The sequence below is a fragment of the Streptomyces sp. DvalAA-14 genome (genome assembly GCF_900091855.1).
Lineage (GTDB): Bacteria > Actinomycetota > Actinomycetes > Streptomycetales > Streptomycetaceae > Actinacidiphila.
In genome coordinates, this window is sequence record NZ_FMCH01000150.1 from 1 (window position 1) to 14,773 (window position 14,773).

At 71.4% G+C, this 14,773-nt stretch carries 10 protein-coding genes and 1 pseudogene; 9 read left to right on the forward strand and 2 right to left on the reverse strand.

Going from position 1 to position 14,773, the window contains the following annotated elements; translation table 11 throughout:
• Positions 1-845 precede the first annotated feature (845 nt).
• A pseudogene (gene leuA / locus GA0115240_RS07130) lies at positions 846-2,676 on the forward strand (2-isopropylmalate synthase).
• Between the two features lie 61 nt (positions 2,677-2,737).
• Here leuA and GA0115240_RS07135 read toward each other — a convergent pair.
• On the reverse strand, positions 2,738-4,186 hold the full coding sequence (locus tag GA0115240_RS07135) for an amidohydrolase family protein (RefSeq protein ID WP_093735811.1): 1,449 nt from the start codon (positions 4,184-4,186) through the stop codon (positions 2,738-2,740).
• 202 nt (positions 4,187-4,388) lie between these two features.
• Here GA0115240_RS07135 and GA0115240_RS07140 point away from each other — a divergent pair, with 202 nt between their 5' ends.
• The 6 genes from GA0115240_RS07140 to GA0115240_RS07165 all read left to right on the forward strand — a co-directional run bounded on the left by GA0115240_RS07140 (position 4,389) and on the right by GA0115240_RS07165 (position 11,432).
• Positions 4,389-5,204 (forward strand): IclR family transcriptional regulator domain-containing protein, encoded by an 816-nt coding sequence (locus tag GA0115240_RS07140; RefSeq protein ID WP_093735812.1) that lies wholly within the window; start codon positions 4,389-4,391, stop codon positions 5,202-5,204.
• 225 nt (positions 5,205-5,429) lie between these two features.
• The gene (locus GA0115240_RS07145; protein ID WP_093735819.1) at positions 5,430-6,575 is read left to right on the forward strand and encodes a CaiB/BaiF CoA transferase family protein; all 1,146 of its coding nucleotides are present in this window, start codon (positions 5,430-5,432) and stop codon (positions 6,573-6,575) included.
• Positions 6,568-7,431 (forward strand): citryl-CoA lyase, encoded by an 864-nt coding sequence (locus GA0115240_RS07150; RefSeq protein WP_093735813.1) that lies wholly within the window; start codon positions 6,568-6,570, stop codon positions 7,429-7,431. The genes GA0115240_RS07145 and GA0115240_RS07150 overlap by 8 nt, the downstream gene beginning before the upstream one ends.
• Before the next feature lie 44 nt (positions 7,432-7,475).
• Complete coding sequence (locus GA0115240_RS07155; protein ID WP_093735814.1) at positions 7,476-8,339, forward strand: DODA-type extradiol aromatic ring-opening family dioxygenase; 864 nt, start codon at positions 7,476-7,478, stop codon at positions 8,337-8,339.
• A complete protein-coding gene (locus GA0115240_RS07160) occupies positions 8,336-8,698 on the forward strand; it encodes a hypothetical protein (protein ID WP_093735815.1) in 363 nt (120 codons plus the stop codon). The genes GA0115240_RS07155 and GA0115240_RS07160 overlap by 4 nt, the downstream gene beginning before the upstream one ends.
• 118 nt (positions 8,699-8,816) lie before the next feature.
• A complete protein-coding gene (locus GA0115240_RS07165) occupies positions 8,817-11,432 on the forward strand; it encodes a hypothetical protein (protein WP_093735816.1) in 2,616 nt (871 codons plus the stop codon).
• Between the two features lie 47 nt (positions 11,433-11,479).
• Here GA0115240_RS07165 and GA0115240_RS07170 read toward each other — a convergent pair whose 3' ends face one another.
• Positions 11,480-12,700 (reverse strand): SGNH/GDSL hydrolase family protein, encoded by a 1,221-nt coding sequence (locus GA0115240_RS07170; RefSeq protein ID WP_256069592.1) that lies wholly within the window; start codon positions 12,698-12,700, stop codon positions 11,480-11,482.
• A gap of 263 nt (positions 12,701-12,963) precedes the next feature.
• Between GA0115240_RS07170 and secY the strand changes: the two genes are divergently transcribed.
• Positions 12,964-14,274, forward strand: coding sequence for a preprotein translocase subunit SecY (gene secY, locus GA0115240_RS07175; RefSeq protein ID WP_093735818.1), 1,311 nt, complete (start codon positions 12,964-12,966; stop codon positions 14,272-14,274).
• A gap of 174 nt (positions 14,275-14,448) precedes the next feature.
• Positions 14,449-14,773, forward strand: a 325-nt coding sequence (locus tag GA0115240_RS07180; RefSeq protein WP_176725003.1) for an AAA family ATPase, incomplete at its 3' end; no start/stop codon positions are given.

Consider the following 14,773-nt stretch of genomic DNA (forward strand, 5'->3'; position numbering starts at 1 on the left):
CCCTCGGCGGAACCGCCGGCCGCCGCCGGAGCCTGCGCGGGCTTACGGGTCCTGGCCGCGGTCCGCCGGCCCTTCACCGCGGGCTTCGAGCCGGGGCTCCCCTGCCCCGTCGGCCGCGCCGCCGCGGCCGCTTCGTTGTCCTCGCCGGGTATGCCCGTGCCGTCGTGGTCGTCCACCTGATCCCGTCCCTCGCGCTGCCCCTTGTGGAGAAGCCGCTGTTCGTAGCCCCTCGACGCCCGGTTGCGTACTCGGATTCCCGCCGGCAGCCGGGCCGATCTGCCGGGGCTCACGGCGTCCGTTCGGCCTTTCCCCACGAGAGGGCTGAGCGTCGAAGACACAGGCTGGGCCCCGGAAAACACCCAGGGGCCGGAGAGAAGGAGCCGTGAGGATCAAGAGGGTACTGCCATCAGGGGCATGCGAGGGATCGGGGCTGCCCCGGGCGGTGGCCGACCCCCCGGTCGTCTCCCGAGCCGGCGCGGCACCGGACGCAGCACCCGGCGCCGCACCCGGTGGCGCAGGCGGAGGGGCAGGCGGCGCCGCGCCGGGAGCCGTCGCAAGGACCGGCCGCCCGGGCGGCGTTCGAGAGTCGAACCCGCCCGCGCCCCCGATTGCCGCGCTTCGGATCCATGGTGACCGGCCGCACGGCCCGCCCGCCGTGACGGGCCTTCACCCACCCCAACGCCTCAGGTTGTCTGAGGAGTTAAATGCCGTTACTGTGCCCGTCATGCCGCTGCACGAACTCCTTCTCCTCGTCCGCCGCTGCGGGGCCTGATCCGACCGGCCCCCCGCAGCGGGGGCAAGGCCGCGCCGGTCATCCGATGGCCGAATGAAAGAAGTTCCCCGCGATGGCTTCCTCTTCCCCTGTCGTGAGCGCGGCGTTTCCCACGCTGCGCACCCCTTCCGGCGCCGTTCCGACGGATGCGCCGGGATGGAACCCGCAGCGCCCGAGTGCGATGCCGCACCACCGCTACCGGCCCGCGCAGGCGCGGGTCGCCCTGCCGCTGGCGGACCGGACCTGGCCGTCCGGCGTGCTCCGGCAGGCGCCGCTGTGGGTGCCGGTCGACCTGCGGGACGGCAACCAGGCGCTGGCCGAACCGATGGACACCCCGCGCAAGCGCCGGATGTTCGACCTCCTGGTGACGATGGGCTTCAAGGAGATCGAGGTCGGCTACCCGTCCGCCAGCCAGACCGACTTCGACTTCGTACGCCACCTGGCGAGCAGCGGCGCGGTCCCCGACGACGTGACCATCTCCGTTTTCACCGCGGCCCGCCGGGATCTGATCGACCGGACCATCGCATCCGTGGAAGGTCTCCCCCGCACGGTTGTCCACCTTTACACCGCTACCGCGCCCGTCTGGCGCGATGTGGTGCTGGGGCGGTCCCGTGACGAGGTCCACGAGCTGATCCGCACGGCCGCCACCCATCTGATGCGGCGCGCCGAGGAGCGGTCCGGCGCCGACATCCGGTTCGAGTTCTCCCCGGAGGTCTTCAATCTCACCGAACCGGACTTCGTGCTGGAGGTGTGCGACAGCCTGACCGAGCTGTGGGACGCCTGCCCGCAGCGGCCGGTGATCCACAATCTGCCGGCGACGGTGGAGATCGCCACCCCCAACGTGTACGCGGACCAGATCGAGTACATGCACCGCCATCTGGCCCGCCGCGCCTCGGTGATCCTCTCCGTGCACCCGCACAACGACCGCGGCACCGGTGTCGCCTGCGCGGAACTCGCCGTCCTGGCCGGGGCGCAGCGGGTGGAGGGGTGCCTGTTCGGCAACGGTGAGCGGACCGGGAACGTCGACCTGGTGACCCTGGCGCTGAACCTGTACGCGCAGGGCGTCGATCCGATGATCGACTTCTCCGACATCGACGTGGTCAAGGAGGTGGTGGAGCACTGCAACCGGCTGCCGGTCCACCCCCGGCACCCCTACGGCGGCGATCTCGTCCACACGGCCTTCTCCGGCACCCACCAGGACGCCATCGCCAAGGGCTTGGCCCACCATGCCAAGCAGGCGGCCGACCTGGGCGTTCCGGCAAGCGCGGCGCCGTGGCAGGTGCCGTATCTGCCCGTCGACCCGGGGGACCTCGGCCGCACCTACGAAGAGGTCATCCGTATCAACTCCCAGTCCGGCAAGGGCGGCATCGCCCACCTGCTGCGTACCCACCACGGCCTGGACCTCCCCGCCCCGATGCGCGCGGACTTCTCCCGGACCGTGCAGCGCGTCACCGACGCGACCGGCAAGGAACTCGCGCCGAAGGAGCTGGGGGACCTCTTCCGCACCACCTACGCGGCGCCGGCCCAGGAGGGGCGGTTCGCGCTGGTCTCCTGGAGCACCGCGGAAACCGCCCCCGGCGTGCACGTCTTCACCTGCGTGCTGCGTGCCGACGAGCGGGAGCTGCCCTGCCGGGGCGCCGGGAACGGGCCGCTGTCCGCCCTGACCGACGCGCTGCGGGCGGTCGGCATCACCGTCGACATCCTCGGCTACACCGAGCACGCCACCGCCTCCGGGCCCGGCAGCCCCGCCGTCGCCTACGCCGAGTGCCGGGTGGACGACGTCGACTCGTGGGGGTGCGGGGCTGGACACCTCCGTTCTCACCGCGTCGGTGCAGGCCGTGATGGCGGCGGTCAACCGCGCGGTGCCGGCCGGCGGTCCGGCCGGCGGTCCGCAGCCCGGCTGACCGGCCGCGGGCCTTAGCGATCCGCCGGCCTGAGCGGTCCGCGGGCCGGCCGGTCCGGGCGTCAGTGGCCGTGGGTGCTGCCGCTCTGGTAGTCGGTGTAGGTGTACGGGTTGTCCAGCACCTTCGTCTCCGGCACGTCCGGGTTCATGCCCCGCTGCCAGGCCTCCGGGCCGAGCTGGTCCTGGAGGTAGGAGACCGTCGCGTCGACGGTCCGGCGGACGGCGGCGAGGTCGACGTCGACGAGGCGGCCGTCGCGCTTGACGATCCGGCCGTTGACCAGCACGGTGTGCACGTCGCCGCGCTGGGCCTGGAGGGCGACATGGCCGTGCGGGTTGAGCAGCGGGAAGGACACCGGGGACCGGTCGTTCTTGATCAGGACGAGGTCGGCCTTCTTGCCCGTCTCTATGCTGCCCAGGTCCGATCCGCGGCCCAGTGCCCGCGCTCCGCCGCGGGTGGCCCACTCCACCACCTGCTCGGCGCGCAGCGCGGCGTGGGTGACGGTCTCGTCGCGGGCGTGCGCCGCCATGTGCTCGCGGGACCGGTCGGCGCCCAGCGTGGTGCGCATCGCGGAGAACAGGTCGCCGCTCCACCACACCGAGGTGTCCATCGACAGCGAGACGGGGATGCCGTGGGCGCGCAGCATCCAGGTGGGCGGGTAGCCCTGGCCGGCGCTCTGCTCGCTCTCGGTCGACACCGACACCGAGCCGCCGGTGGCGGCGATCCGGTGGTAGGAGTCGGCCGACAGCGACGCGCCGTGGACGTAGACGGTCTCGGGGGTCATGAACCCGTGCTCGTGCATCAGCCGGATACCGTCGTCCCCGGTCGCGCCCCAGACTCCGGCGTGCGTGGTCACCGGTACGCCGAGTTCGCGGGCCACCTCGAAGGCGGGCTTCTCCGGGAAGGCGGGGTCACCGGTGACGTCGAAGGCGATCTGGAAGCCGAGCAGGTCCTGGCCGGTGACGCGGCGGGTGACGAAGTCGCGGAACTCCGGGGCGCCGGTCCAGGTGGCCGGCGCGTCCTGGATGTTGCCGTAGGCGAGCACGAAGCGGCCGGGCACGGCCTGCAGCGCGTCGACGGCGGCGTCGGCGTGCTCGGTGGTGCGCAGCCCGTGCGACCAGTCGACGGTGGTGGTCACGCCGGCGTCCAGTGCTTCCCAGGCACCCAGCAGGTTGCCCGCGTACACGTCCGCGGGCCGGAAGATCTTGCCCCATTCGAGGTAGTACCAGACGAAGTACTGCGTCAGTGTCCAGTCGGCGCCGTAGCCGCGCATCGCGGTCTGCCACAGGTGCCGGTGCGTGTCGATCATGCCGGGCATGACGATGCCGCCGGTCGCGTCGATCTCGACCGTGCCGTCCGGCACGGCCAGGTCCGGGCCGACGGCGGCGATCCGGTCCCCGACGACCAGGACGTCGTGTCCGGCCAGGACCTGCCGGGTGGCGTCGACCGTCAGGACGGTGCCGCCCCGCAGGACGACCGGGCGGCCCGCGGTGTCGTTCGTGGGTTGGCTCATCGCCTCACACTCCTTCACGCGTCATTGCGTACAGTCGTCCGCTGTCCGGACAGAGGCTGCTTCCGGCCACCCTCCGCCCGGGCCTGTCCCGGTGTCAATGGACGGCGCGGTCCGCCCGGGCGGCTCCCCCGGCCGCTGCCGTCCGCCTCGCGGACAGCAGCGGCTACCCTCGGGTGACGTCAGGTCGCGAGGAGGTCGTGCCATGCCACGTGCGGGAACCGGTCCCGACTTCATCGAGGCGCTGGCGCGCGGGCTCGAGGTCATCACGGCGTTCCGGCCGGGCCGACCGGTGATGACGCTCGCCGAGGTGTCCGCGGCCACCTCGCTGGCCCGCCCCACCGCCCGGCGCATCCTGCTGACCCTGGAGGAACTCGGCTACGTGCGCGCGGTCGACCGCGGCTACTCGCTGACACCGCGGGTCCTGGAACTCGGCGTGGCGTACGTGCGGTCCATGGGCCTGTGGGACGTGGCCCGGCCGCACCTGGAGCGCCTGGTGGCGCGCACCGGTGAGTCCTGCTCGATCGCGCAGCTGGACGGCCCGGACATCGTCTACGTGGCCCGGGTGGCCGTTCCCAAGATCGTCTCGCTGGCCGTCCAGATCGGCACCCGGTTCCCCGCGCTGGCCACCTCGCTGGGAAAGGTGCAGCTCGCGGCGCTGCCGGCGGACGAGTTGGAGGCGGTGCTGGCCCAGCCGACCCGGTCCGGGCTGGTGGCCCGCTGGCGGCCGGACCGGGCCGAGCGCGACGCCGAGCTGCGGGACGTGCGGGCGCGCGGCTGGGCGCTGACCGACGAGCAGCTCACCTTGGGCATCCGCTCGGTGGCGGCGCCGCTGCGGGACGGCTCGGGCCGGGTGATCGCCGGCGTCAACGTCAACTGCCACGCGGCGGAGACCTCGGTGGCCCGCCTGCTGGAGCACCATCTGCCGCTGCTGCTCCAGGCGGCCGGCGACATCAGCGCCGACTTCGCCCGCCTGCAGGACGTCCCGCACGCCGACGCGGCCGCGCCGGCCGTTCCCTGAGCGGCGGCGGGTCCCCCGGCGGGGGCCGGCGGACGCCGGTGGCGACCCTTGACCACCGACCGCCCCGGCGGCAGACTCGCCTCAGCGGACATTGGTCCGCTGTACGAACAGGGTGAAGCGAGGCAACGGGTGGACGACACCGACGACACCACGGCGGACGCCGTCTCCGGTCCCGCGGAGCCCGTCTCCGGTGCCGCGGCCGGCGGGCGGCCCGCTTCCGGGCCGCTGTCCGGAGTGCTGGTCGCGGACTTCTCCCGGGTGCTGGCCGGCCCGTACGCCACGATGCTGCTCGCCGACATGGGCGCCGAGGTCGTCAAGGTCGAAGGACCGCAGGGCGACGAGACGCGCGGCTGGATGCCCCCGGTCCGCGACGAGGTCTCCACGTACTACCTCGGCGTCAACCGCGGCAAGCGCTCGATCGCCCTCGACCTGCGGGACGACGGCGACGCCGCCCTGGCCCGCGAGCTGGCCCGCCGTGCGGACGTGGTCATCGAGAACTTCAAGCCGGGGGGACTGGCCAAGTACGGCCTGGACTACGACACGGTGAGCGCCGGCAACCCCGGCGCCGTCTACGCCTCCATCAGCGGCTTCGGCACCGGCGCCGGCCGCGACGTCCCCGGCTACGACCTGATGGTGCAGGCCATCTCCGGGCTGATGAGCCTGACCGGCGATCCGGACGGGCCGCCCTACCGGGCCGGCATCTCGGTGTTCGACGTGATGGCCGGCAACCACGCGGTGATCGGCGTCCTCGCCGCGCTCCGCCACCGCGAGGCGACCGGCCGGGGCCAGCACGTCGAGATCAACCTGCTGTCCTCGGCGCTGACCGGACTGGTCAACCACAGCTCGGCCTACGCGGCCGGAGGCGTGGTGCCGTTCCGGATGGGCAACGCCCACCCCAGCGTCTTCCCGTACGAGCCGCTGCCCACCGCGGACAGCGATCTGATCGTCGCGGCCGCGAACGACGGGCAGTTCGGCAGACTGTGCGACGTGCTCGGGCTCCCGGACCTCCCCGCGGACCCGCGTTTCGCGCACAACGCCGACCGCACCGCCCACCGCGAGGAGTTGCGCCCCCTGCTGGTGGAACGGCTGGCCACCCGCGGCGCGGTGGAGTGGTTCGAGGCGCTCAGCGCGGTCGGGGTGCCGTGCGGGCCGATCAACACCATCGACGGCGGGTTCGCCATGGCGGAGCGCTTCGGGCTCGACCCGGTGGTCGAGGTCGGGGAGGGCGACCGGGCGGTGCCGACGACGCGCAACCCCATCCGCTTCTCCGCCACCCCCGTCGGCTACCGGCGGCCGCCGCCCCGCCTCGACGAGCACGGCGCCGAACTGCGCGCGTGGCTGACCGACCCCCAGGAGGCCGCCGGTGCCTGACCGGACCGAACCCCAGCCGCCCGCGTCCGCGCCCCGGCCGCCGTCCCCGCCGCGCCCCGTCTACCAGACCGCCCTCGGCGCGTCGTCACCGGAGCGGATCACCCTGCTCGGCCAGGACCTGGCCGAGGACGTCATGGGCACGGTCGGCTTCGGTGAGCTGGCCTTCTGGCTGGCCGCCCAGCGCCGCCCGACCCCCGGGCAGACCCGGGTGTTCGAGGCCGTGCTGGCGGCGCTGGCCGACCACGGCTTCACCCCGACCGCCATCGTCACCCGGCTGACCTACCTGTCCGCGCCCGACTCCGTCCAAGGCGCGCTGGCCGCCGGCCTGCTGGGCGGCGGATCGCGGTTCCTGGGTGTCACCGAGGACTGCGGCCGCTTCCTGCACAACGTACTGGAGGCGGTCGACGGCCCGCTGCCGGACGACGACGCCGGGTGGGACGCGCTGGCCCTGGCGACGGTCACCGCGCGGCGGGAGGCGGGCGCCTTCGTCCCCGGGCTCGGCCACCACGTGCACAAGCAGGGCGACCCCCGCACTCCGCGGCTGCTGCGGATCGCTGCCGAGGAGGACCTCGTCGGCCCGCACCTGGCGCTGTTCGCCGCCATCGGCCGGGTGCATCCGCACGTCCTGGGCAAGACGCTGCCGCTCAACGGAGCCGGTGTCTGCGGCGCCGCGCTGGCCGACCTCGGGCTGCCGCTGGAACTGCTGCGCGGCTTCGCGCTGCTGGCCCGCACCGCGGGGCTGATCGGTCAGCTCGCGGAGGAGCTGCGCCACCCGGTCGGCAATGACATCTTCTTGTCGGTGGACCTGAACAACCGCTCGATCGCCCCGGATCCGTACCTTCCCGAGCAGCACTGAACCCCCGGGTGCCGCGGGCACCTGGCCCGAGACGAGGAGGGCTGATGGCCGAGCTGGTGGCGGTGATCGCGTCCACCCACCATCCCTTCTACTACCGCGCGAGCACGTCCTCCGGGGCCGACCGGCCGCCGTTCGCGGACGAGTGGGTCCGCAAGATCGAGGCGTTCCGTGCCACCTTGACCCGGGCCCGCCCCGATGTGCTGGTGATGGTCGGCTCCGACCACTTCCACCAGCTGTGGCTGGACAACATGCCGCAGTTCCTGGTCGGCAAGGCGCCGTTCTACGACGCCAACTTCGCCAATGAGCAGCGCGAGTTCGGGTTGCCGAAGATGCTGCTCAAGGGGCAGGAGGACCTCTCGGCGCATGTGCTGCGGGAGGGCCTGGACGCCGGCTTCGACCTGGCGTTCTCCAACGAGCTGCGGATCGACCACTCGATCACCTGCCCGATCATCACGCTGCGCCCCGAGGCCGATCTGCCCATCGTGCCGATCTACACCAACATCTTCGCGCCGCCGCTCCCCCAGCCGAAGCGGTTCGTGCAACTCGGCCGCACCATCCGGCAGGTGATCGAGTCCTGGCCGTCGGACCTGCGGGCCGCGGTGATCGGCACCGGTCACCTGTCGCTGGAGCTGGGCGGCCCGCGGCAGTTCGGCCCGACCGGGCCCGATCCGCAGTTCGACCAGAAGGCCGTCGGCTGGATCGCCGGCGGCGACATCGAGGAGTGCCTGGGCGAAGTCAGCCTGGACAGCCTGCACCTGCCGGGCAACGCCACCCACGGGTTCATGGACTTCATGCTGATGATGGGCGTGGCCGGCGAGGGCCGGAAAGCCGACTACGTCGACACGCTCGACCTGTTCCACACGATGGAGGCCTACTTCACCTGGTACCCGAACGGAGCGCCCGCGTGAGCAAGTACCTGTTGAACAAGTTCCTCTACACCGTGGACCGCGACGCCGACCTGGTGGAGCGCTACCGCGCCGACCCCGTGGCCACCGTCGCCCAGTGGGAGGCGGAGTACGCCAACCGCCTGCTCAACTGCGTCGACGCCGAGGCCAGCACCTGGCTGGCCTTCGACGAATCCGAGCGGGCGGCGCTCGCCACCCACGACTACCCGAAACTGTTCGAGCTCGGCGCCCACCCCTTCCTCACCCTGACGCTGTTCATCGGCCTGTTCGAGCGGGACCACGCCGAACCGCTCGGCTTCCAGCTCGAGTACGCCCGCCGCCTGTCGCACATGCAGCTGCCCTACCCGGACATCTCGACCTGAGCCAGCCGCGGAAGGCGGGGTCGCCGGGGTCGGCGTGGTCAGCGGTCTGTCGCCGACGCCGACGGACTCGTATATTCATCGGACGTCTGCCCCCATCGCTGCCGCTGGAGGTCCTGCCGTGCGAAGCCTCGCCGTTGTCGCGTCCCTGATCGTCGCCGCCGTCGGCTTCGCGACCACCGGCGCTCCGCCGGGGGCCGCCGCCTCGGACATCCTGACCGTGTCTCCCGACGGGACGGGCACGGCGTGCAGCACGCAGCAGCCGTGCGCGGTGGCGACGGCGGTGGCGCAGGCGCGGAGCCTGGTGCCGTCGGCGGCCGGGGACGTCGTGGTCGAGCTGCAGGGCGGCACCTACCGGCTCACCGGCCCGCTGCGCCTGGGCGTCCAGGACTCGGGCCGCCCCGGCCACCAGGTCGTCTACCGGGCCGCCGCCGGACAGCGGCCCGTCCTCAGCGGCGCCGTCCGCGTCAGCGGTTTCACCGAGGTGGACGCGGCAAAGAACATCTACCGGGCCGCGGTGCCGAAGGGCACCGCGAGCCGGGAGCTGTTCGTCAACGGGACGCGCGCCCAGCGGGCGCGCGGTCCGATGAATCCGGCCGGCTTCTCGGTGACCGCCACCGGCTTCACCACCGCCGACCCGTCGTACACCACGTGGACCGACCCGGCCCAGGCCGAGGTCGTGCAGAACAACGCATGGAAGCAGATGCGCTGCCCGCTGGCGTCCATCAGCCGGTCCGCGTCCGGCGGTTCGGACCTCACCGTCGACCCCGGCTGCTGGGCCAACAACCACACCTCGGTGCCCAATCCGAGCTTCCCGTTCAACGGCGCCGGGCTGCCGAGCCTCAGCGGTGTCAGCTGGCTGGAGAACGCCTACCAACTGCTCGGCACGCCGGGGCAGTTCTATCTCGACAGCGGCGCGGGCGCCCTCTACTACGTGCCGCGTCCGGGCGAGGACCTGGCCACGGCCGACGTCGAACTGCCGGTCGCCCCCGAACTGCTCGACCTGGCCGGCACCCCGGGGCATCTGGCACCGCTCAACGACACGGACTGGCGGGCGGCCTACACCGGCAGTTGGGGTTATTCGAGCGGCCGCCACCTGGGCGACCTGGACGCCGATGTGCACTACACCGGCACCAACGGCGACGCCGCGAGCTACACCTTCACCGGCACCGGAATCCAGGTGCTCTCGGAGACCAACTCGGACGAGGGCAGCGCCGACGTCTACCTGGACGGCGCCAAGGTCTCCACGGTGACGGGCAATACGACCGGTGACCGGCTCGCCCAGCAGGTGCTCGCCTCGGTGACCGGCCTGCCGAAGGGCACCCACACCGTCAAGGTGGTCAAGACCGGCGGCAGCTTCCTGCTGATCGACGGCTTCACGGTGATCCCGGACGCGGTCGCGCCCGTGCACGACATCACCTTCTCGGGGCTCACCTTCGCCTACACCACCTGGAACGCGCCCACCGCCGAGGGCTATGTCGACAACCAGGCCGGGGTGATCTGGGACCCGACGAGCCGGGCACCCAGCCGGATCCCGGCCGCGGTCCAGGTGCACCGCGGCGCACGGATCACCTTCAGCGGGGACACCGTCCAGCACACCGGGACCAGCGGCGTCGACCTGGCCGACCAGACCCAGGACTCCACCGTGACGGCGAGTTCCGTCACCGACACCTCGGGCATCGGCGTGGCGATCGGCGAGGCCGACGACTACTACCAGACCGAGCCGGCCCTGATGACCAGTGGCAACACCGTCTCCGACAGCACCGTGCAGTTCCCGGGCCAGGAGTACCAGGACGCGGTCGGCATCTGGGTCGGGCACAGCCGCGGCACCACCTTGTCCCACAACGACATCGGGTACACGCCGTACTCCGGGATCTCGATCGGCTGGGGCTGGGGCTGGGCGTCGAGCTGCACGCTGCAGGCCGAGCAGGGACTGCCCGATCCGTGCCTGCACGGCACCACCTACACCGGCGGCAACCACGTCGTCGGCAACCACGTGCACAGCGTGATGGGTGTGCTGAGCGACGGCGGCCCGGTCTACACCCTCGGCGGCCAGGCGTCCGCCTCCGAATTCAGCGGGAACGTGCTGTCCGAGTGCGTCGGCGGCTGCAACATGATCTACCACGACGAGGGAAGCTCGCTGTGGAACACCCACGACAACGTGGTGCGTTTCAGCAACGGGTCGTTGTGGACGAACCTGTGGACGCCGAGCATCCACGACGACTCGATCCACGACAACTACAGCGACACCGCCGCCTACAACAACAACGGCACCGACATCGCGTTCCAGCAGGCCACCGTGGTGACCGACGGGAACTGGCCGGCCGCGGCGCAGGCGATCACGGCTGCCGCCGGGCCGGGGACGGTACCCGGCGCGGTGGCCGACGACGACGATCTGCGGATCGCCAACACCGGCAGCTGGTCGTCGAGCGGCTCACGCGGGGACGGCGACCTCGACAACGGCGTGCACTACACCCAGCAGAACGGCGCGGCCGCGACGATCACCTTCACCGGCACCGGAATCGGCTTCCTGACCGAGACCAACAGCGACGAGGGCGATATCGGCGTCACCCTGGACGGCGCCTCGAAGGGAACGGTCAGCGCGAACACCCCGCAGCGGCAGGCCCGGCAGCAGCTGTACTCGGTGTCCGGGCTGGCTTCCGGCCCGCACACGCTGACCGTGGCCAAACTCGGCGGAAGCTATCTGCTGGTGGACGGATTCACGCTCGGTCAGTGACGGCCCGTGCCGCCGGGCCCCGGCCAGTGGCCGGGGCCCGGCCCTTGCTACCGCAGCAGCGTGAGATCGACGGCGTCGGCCAATGCCTGCATACCGGCTTCGTTCGGGTGGAGATGATCGCCCGAATCGTAAGCGGGATTCAGCGCGGCGGGGTCGGCCGGATCGGCCACGGCCTTTTCGAAGTCGACCACGCCGTCGAATGCCCCGGCGGTACGGATCCAGCTGTTGACCGCCTGCCGGACGGATTCGGCCGCATCGCTGTAATACCCGTTGCCCTTGTCCGGCAGGAGGGTGCCACCGATCATCCGGACACCGGCCGTGTGCGCCTGCCGGATCAGATCCTGATAGCCGGCGATGAGATCCTGCGCGGTGAGCGGGGCGCCCTGCGGTCCGGCATTGTTGCCGATGTCATTGATGCCTTCCAGCAGGATCACGTCCTTGACCCCGGCCCGGCCCAGCGCGTCGTGGGCGAACCGCTTCTCGGCGCTGACGCCCTGCCAGATGTTGGGCACGTCGGTCAGCACCCGGTTGCCGCCGATACCGGCGTCCACCACGCCCATCGGGCGGACACCGGCCAGCCGCCGCGCCAGATCGTCGGGCCAGCGGCGGTACGCCCCGGCCGGGGTGTTGTAGCCGTCGGTGATGGAGTCGCCGAAGGCCACCACGGTGCCGCGGGCGGCGGACGGCAGCACGTCCAGACCGGACAGGTAGTACCAGGAGGTGGTCGCGGCGAGGTAGTCGCCGTCCCCGACGTCGGCGGTGTGGTCGCCGGGACCGGACAGATAGCTCGTGTCGAAGGCGTCCGAATGCCAGGTCGCCGAACTGGTGGCCTGCGGGAGGAAGATGCTGACCAGCACGTTCTGATCGGCGGTGACCGTCATCGGTATCGGGTCGCTGACCTCCTCGGCTCCGGCCGCGATGGTCGTCGACGCCCGGCCGGCGAAGGTGACCGGATGCTGGGAGCCGGCCACCGCGGTCGCCCGGTCCGCCTGCGCGGCCACGCCGACCGCCCCCACGGTCAGCGCGGTGCTGCCGCGCAGGTTCGACAGGTGGATCCGCAGCGAGCTCCCGGCCACGCTGGAGTGGGCGACCATCCGAAGGGTCTGGTCGTTGAAGTTCGGGCCGCCGATCGTCATGGCCGGCGCCCAGGCCGCCACCCGGCCGCCGCTGGCCGCCGGTTTTCCGACCGCGGAAGCCCCGCCGACGAACAGGGCGTTGACGGCGGTGACCGCCAGCGCGGCCGACAGCATTCTCTTCTTTCCGAGCACCCCGCGTCACCTTTTTCTCCGGGTATTCCGCCCCGCACACGGCGGCTGTGAAATCACCTGAGGGTACCGGGAATCACCCGTCCGGAACAGATGGTTGCACCCTCTCGCTTCCCCTTCCGCGCGGGGGCCGCCGGTTCCGGGTTCGCCCGTTCGGCGGATCGGCCGGTCACGGCACGCCGGATCTCGAATGCGTCGTGCGGCGGCCGTAATTCGCTAAGGTCGATTCACCGTGCTTCAGCGAGCGTGGGGACGAAGGAGGCACTGTGCTCACCGCGTTCGCCCGGGCGTTCAGAACGCCCGACTTGCGCAAGAAGCTGCTCTTCACCCTCGGCATCATCATTTTGTACCGCCTCGGGGCGCACATTCCCATTCCCGGGGTGGATTTCCGCAATGTGCAGACCTGCGTCAATCTGGCCCGGGCCGGGAACAGCACCCTGTTCGGCCTGCTGAACCTCTTCAGCGGCGGCGCGCTGCTGCAGATCACGGTGTTCGCGCTCGGCGTCCTGCCCTACATCACCTCGAGCATCATCCTTCAGCTGCTGACCGTCGTCATCCCGAGATTGGAGGCCCTCAAGAAGGAGGGCCAGGCCGGGACGACGAAGATCACCCAGTACACCCGCTATCTGACGGTCGCGCTGGCCGTGCTGCAGGCCGCCGGCCTGGTCACCACGGTGCGCAACGGTGTGCTGTTCAGCGGCTGCCCGGTGGCCTCGGACATCGTCCCGGACCGTTCGCTGTTCATCACCGTCACCATGGTGATCACGCTGACGACCGGCACGGTCCTCGTCATGTGGCTGGGCGAGCTGATCACCGACCGCGGGATCAGCAACGGCATGTCGATGCTGATTTTCGTCTCGATCGCGGCCACGTTCCCGGGCGCGCTGTGGGCCATCAAGCAGAAGGGCTCGATCGCCGGCGGCTGGGTCGACCTCGGCGGGGTCGTCCTGATCGGGTTCGCCATGGTGTCGCTGGTCGTCTTCGTGGAGCAGGCGCAGCGCCGTATCCCGGTGCAGTACGCGAAGCGGGTGATCGGCCGCAAGTCCTACGGCGGCACCTCGACGTACATCCCGCTGAAGGTCAATCAGGCCGGCGTGGTCCCGGTCATCTTCGCCTCGTCCCTGCTGTACATTCCCGGACTCATCGCCCAGTTCTCCGGGTCCACTTCCGGTTGGCGGACCTGGATCGAGCGCAATTTCGTCAAGGGTGACCATCCCGCCTACCTGGTCTCGTACGTCGTGCTGATCGTCTTCTTCGCCTTCTTCTATGTGGCGATCTCGTTCAATCCCGAAGAGGTCGCGGACAACATGAAGAAGTACGGCGGATTCATCCCCGGGGTCCGGGCCGGGAGGCCCACCTCCAGATATCTGAGCTATGTCCTGAACCGGCTGACCTGGCCGGGATCGCTGTACCTGGGGCTGATCGCCCTGGCGCCGACCGTGGCGCTGGCGAACTACACCTCGTCGAACCAGCTCAGCGGTACGAGCATCCTGATCGTCGTCGGCGTCGGCCTGGAGACGGTGAAGCAGCTCGAGAGCCAGCTCCGGCAGCACGACTACCAGGGATTCCTGCGCTGACGGACCCGTCCTCGCGCATCCGTTCGAGCAGCCGCACCCTTGCCCGGCACCTTGGCCCGGCGGCGTCCCGGGGCATTGACACACGGTATTCCGGTGGTTGTCATGAGCACATGGAATGGTCGGTGGACGGCCGCCGTGTCCACGCGGCTGCGGACCAGGAGGGGAGGCCGCGACGTGCCGGACCGAGCCGTCGACGGGCCGGAGCAGGCGGCACTCCGCCTGCTCCGGGAGAGAAGAGGACTGCTCGTCCACGGACCGGCCGGCATCGGCAAGTCGACGCTGCTGGCCGCGGTGGCCGCCGCCGCGTCGGACGAGGGGGTCACCGTCCTGCGCTGCTCGCCCGGGCCCGAGGACACCGGGCTGCCCTACCTCGGCCTGATCGACCTCTTCGCCCGGATCCCCGACGAGGTGGTCGCCGCACTGTCGCCCGGTCCGCGCGGCGCCCTGCTGACCGCGCTGCTGCACCGCCCCGGACCGGGCCGCCGACCCGACGGCCTCG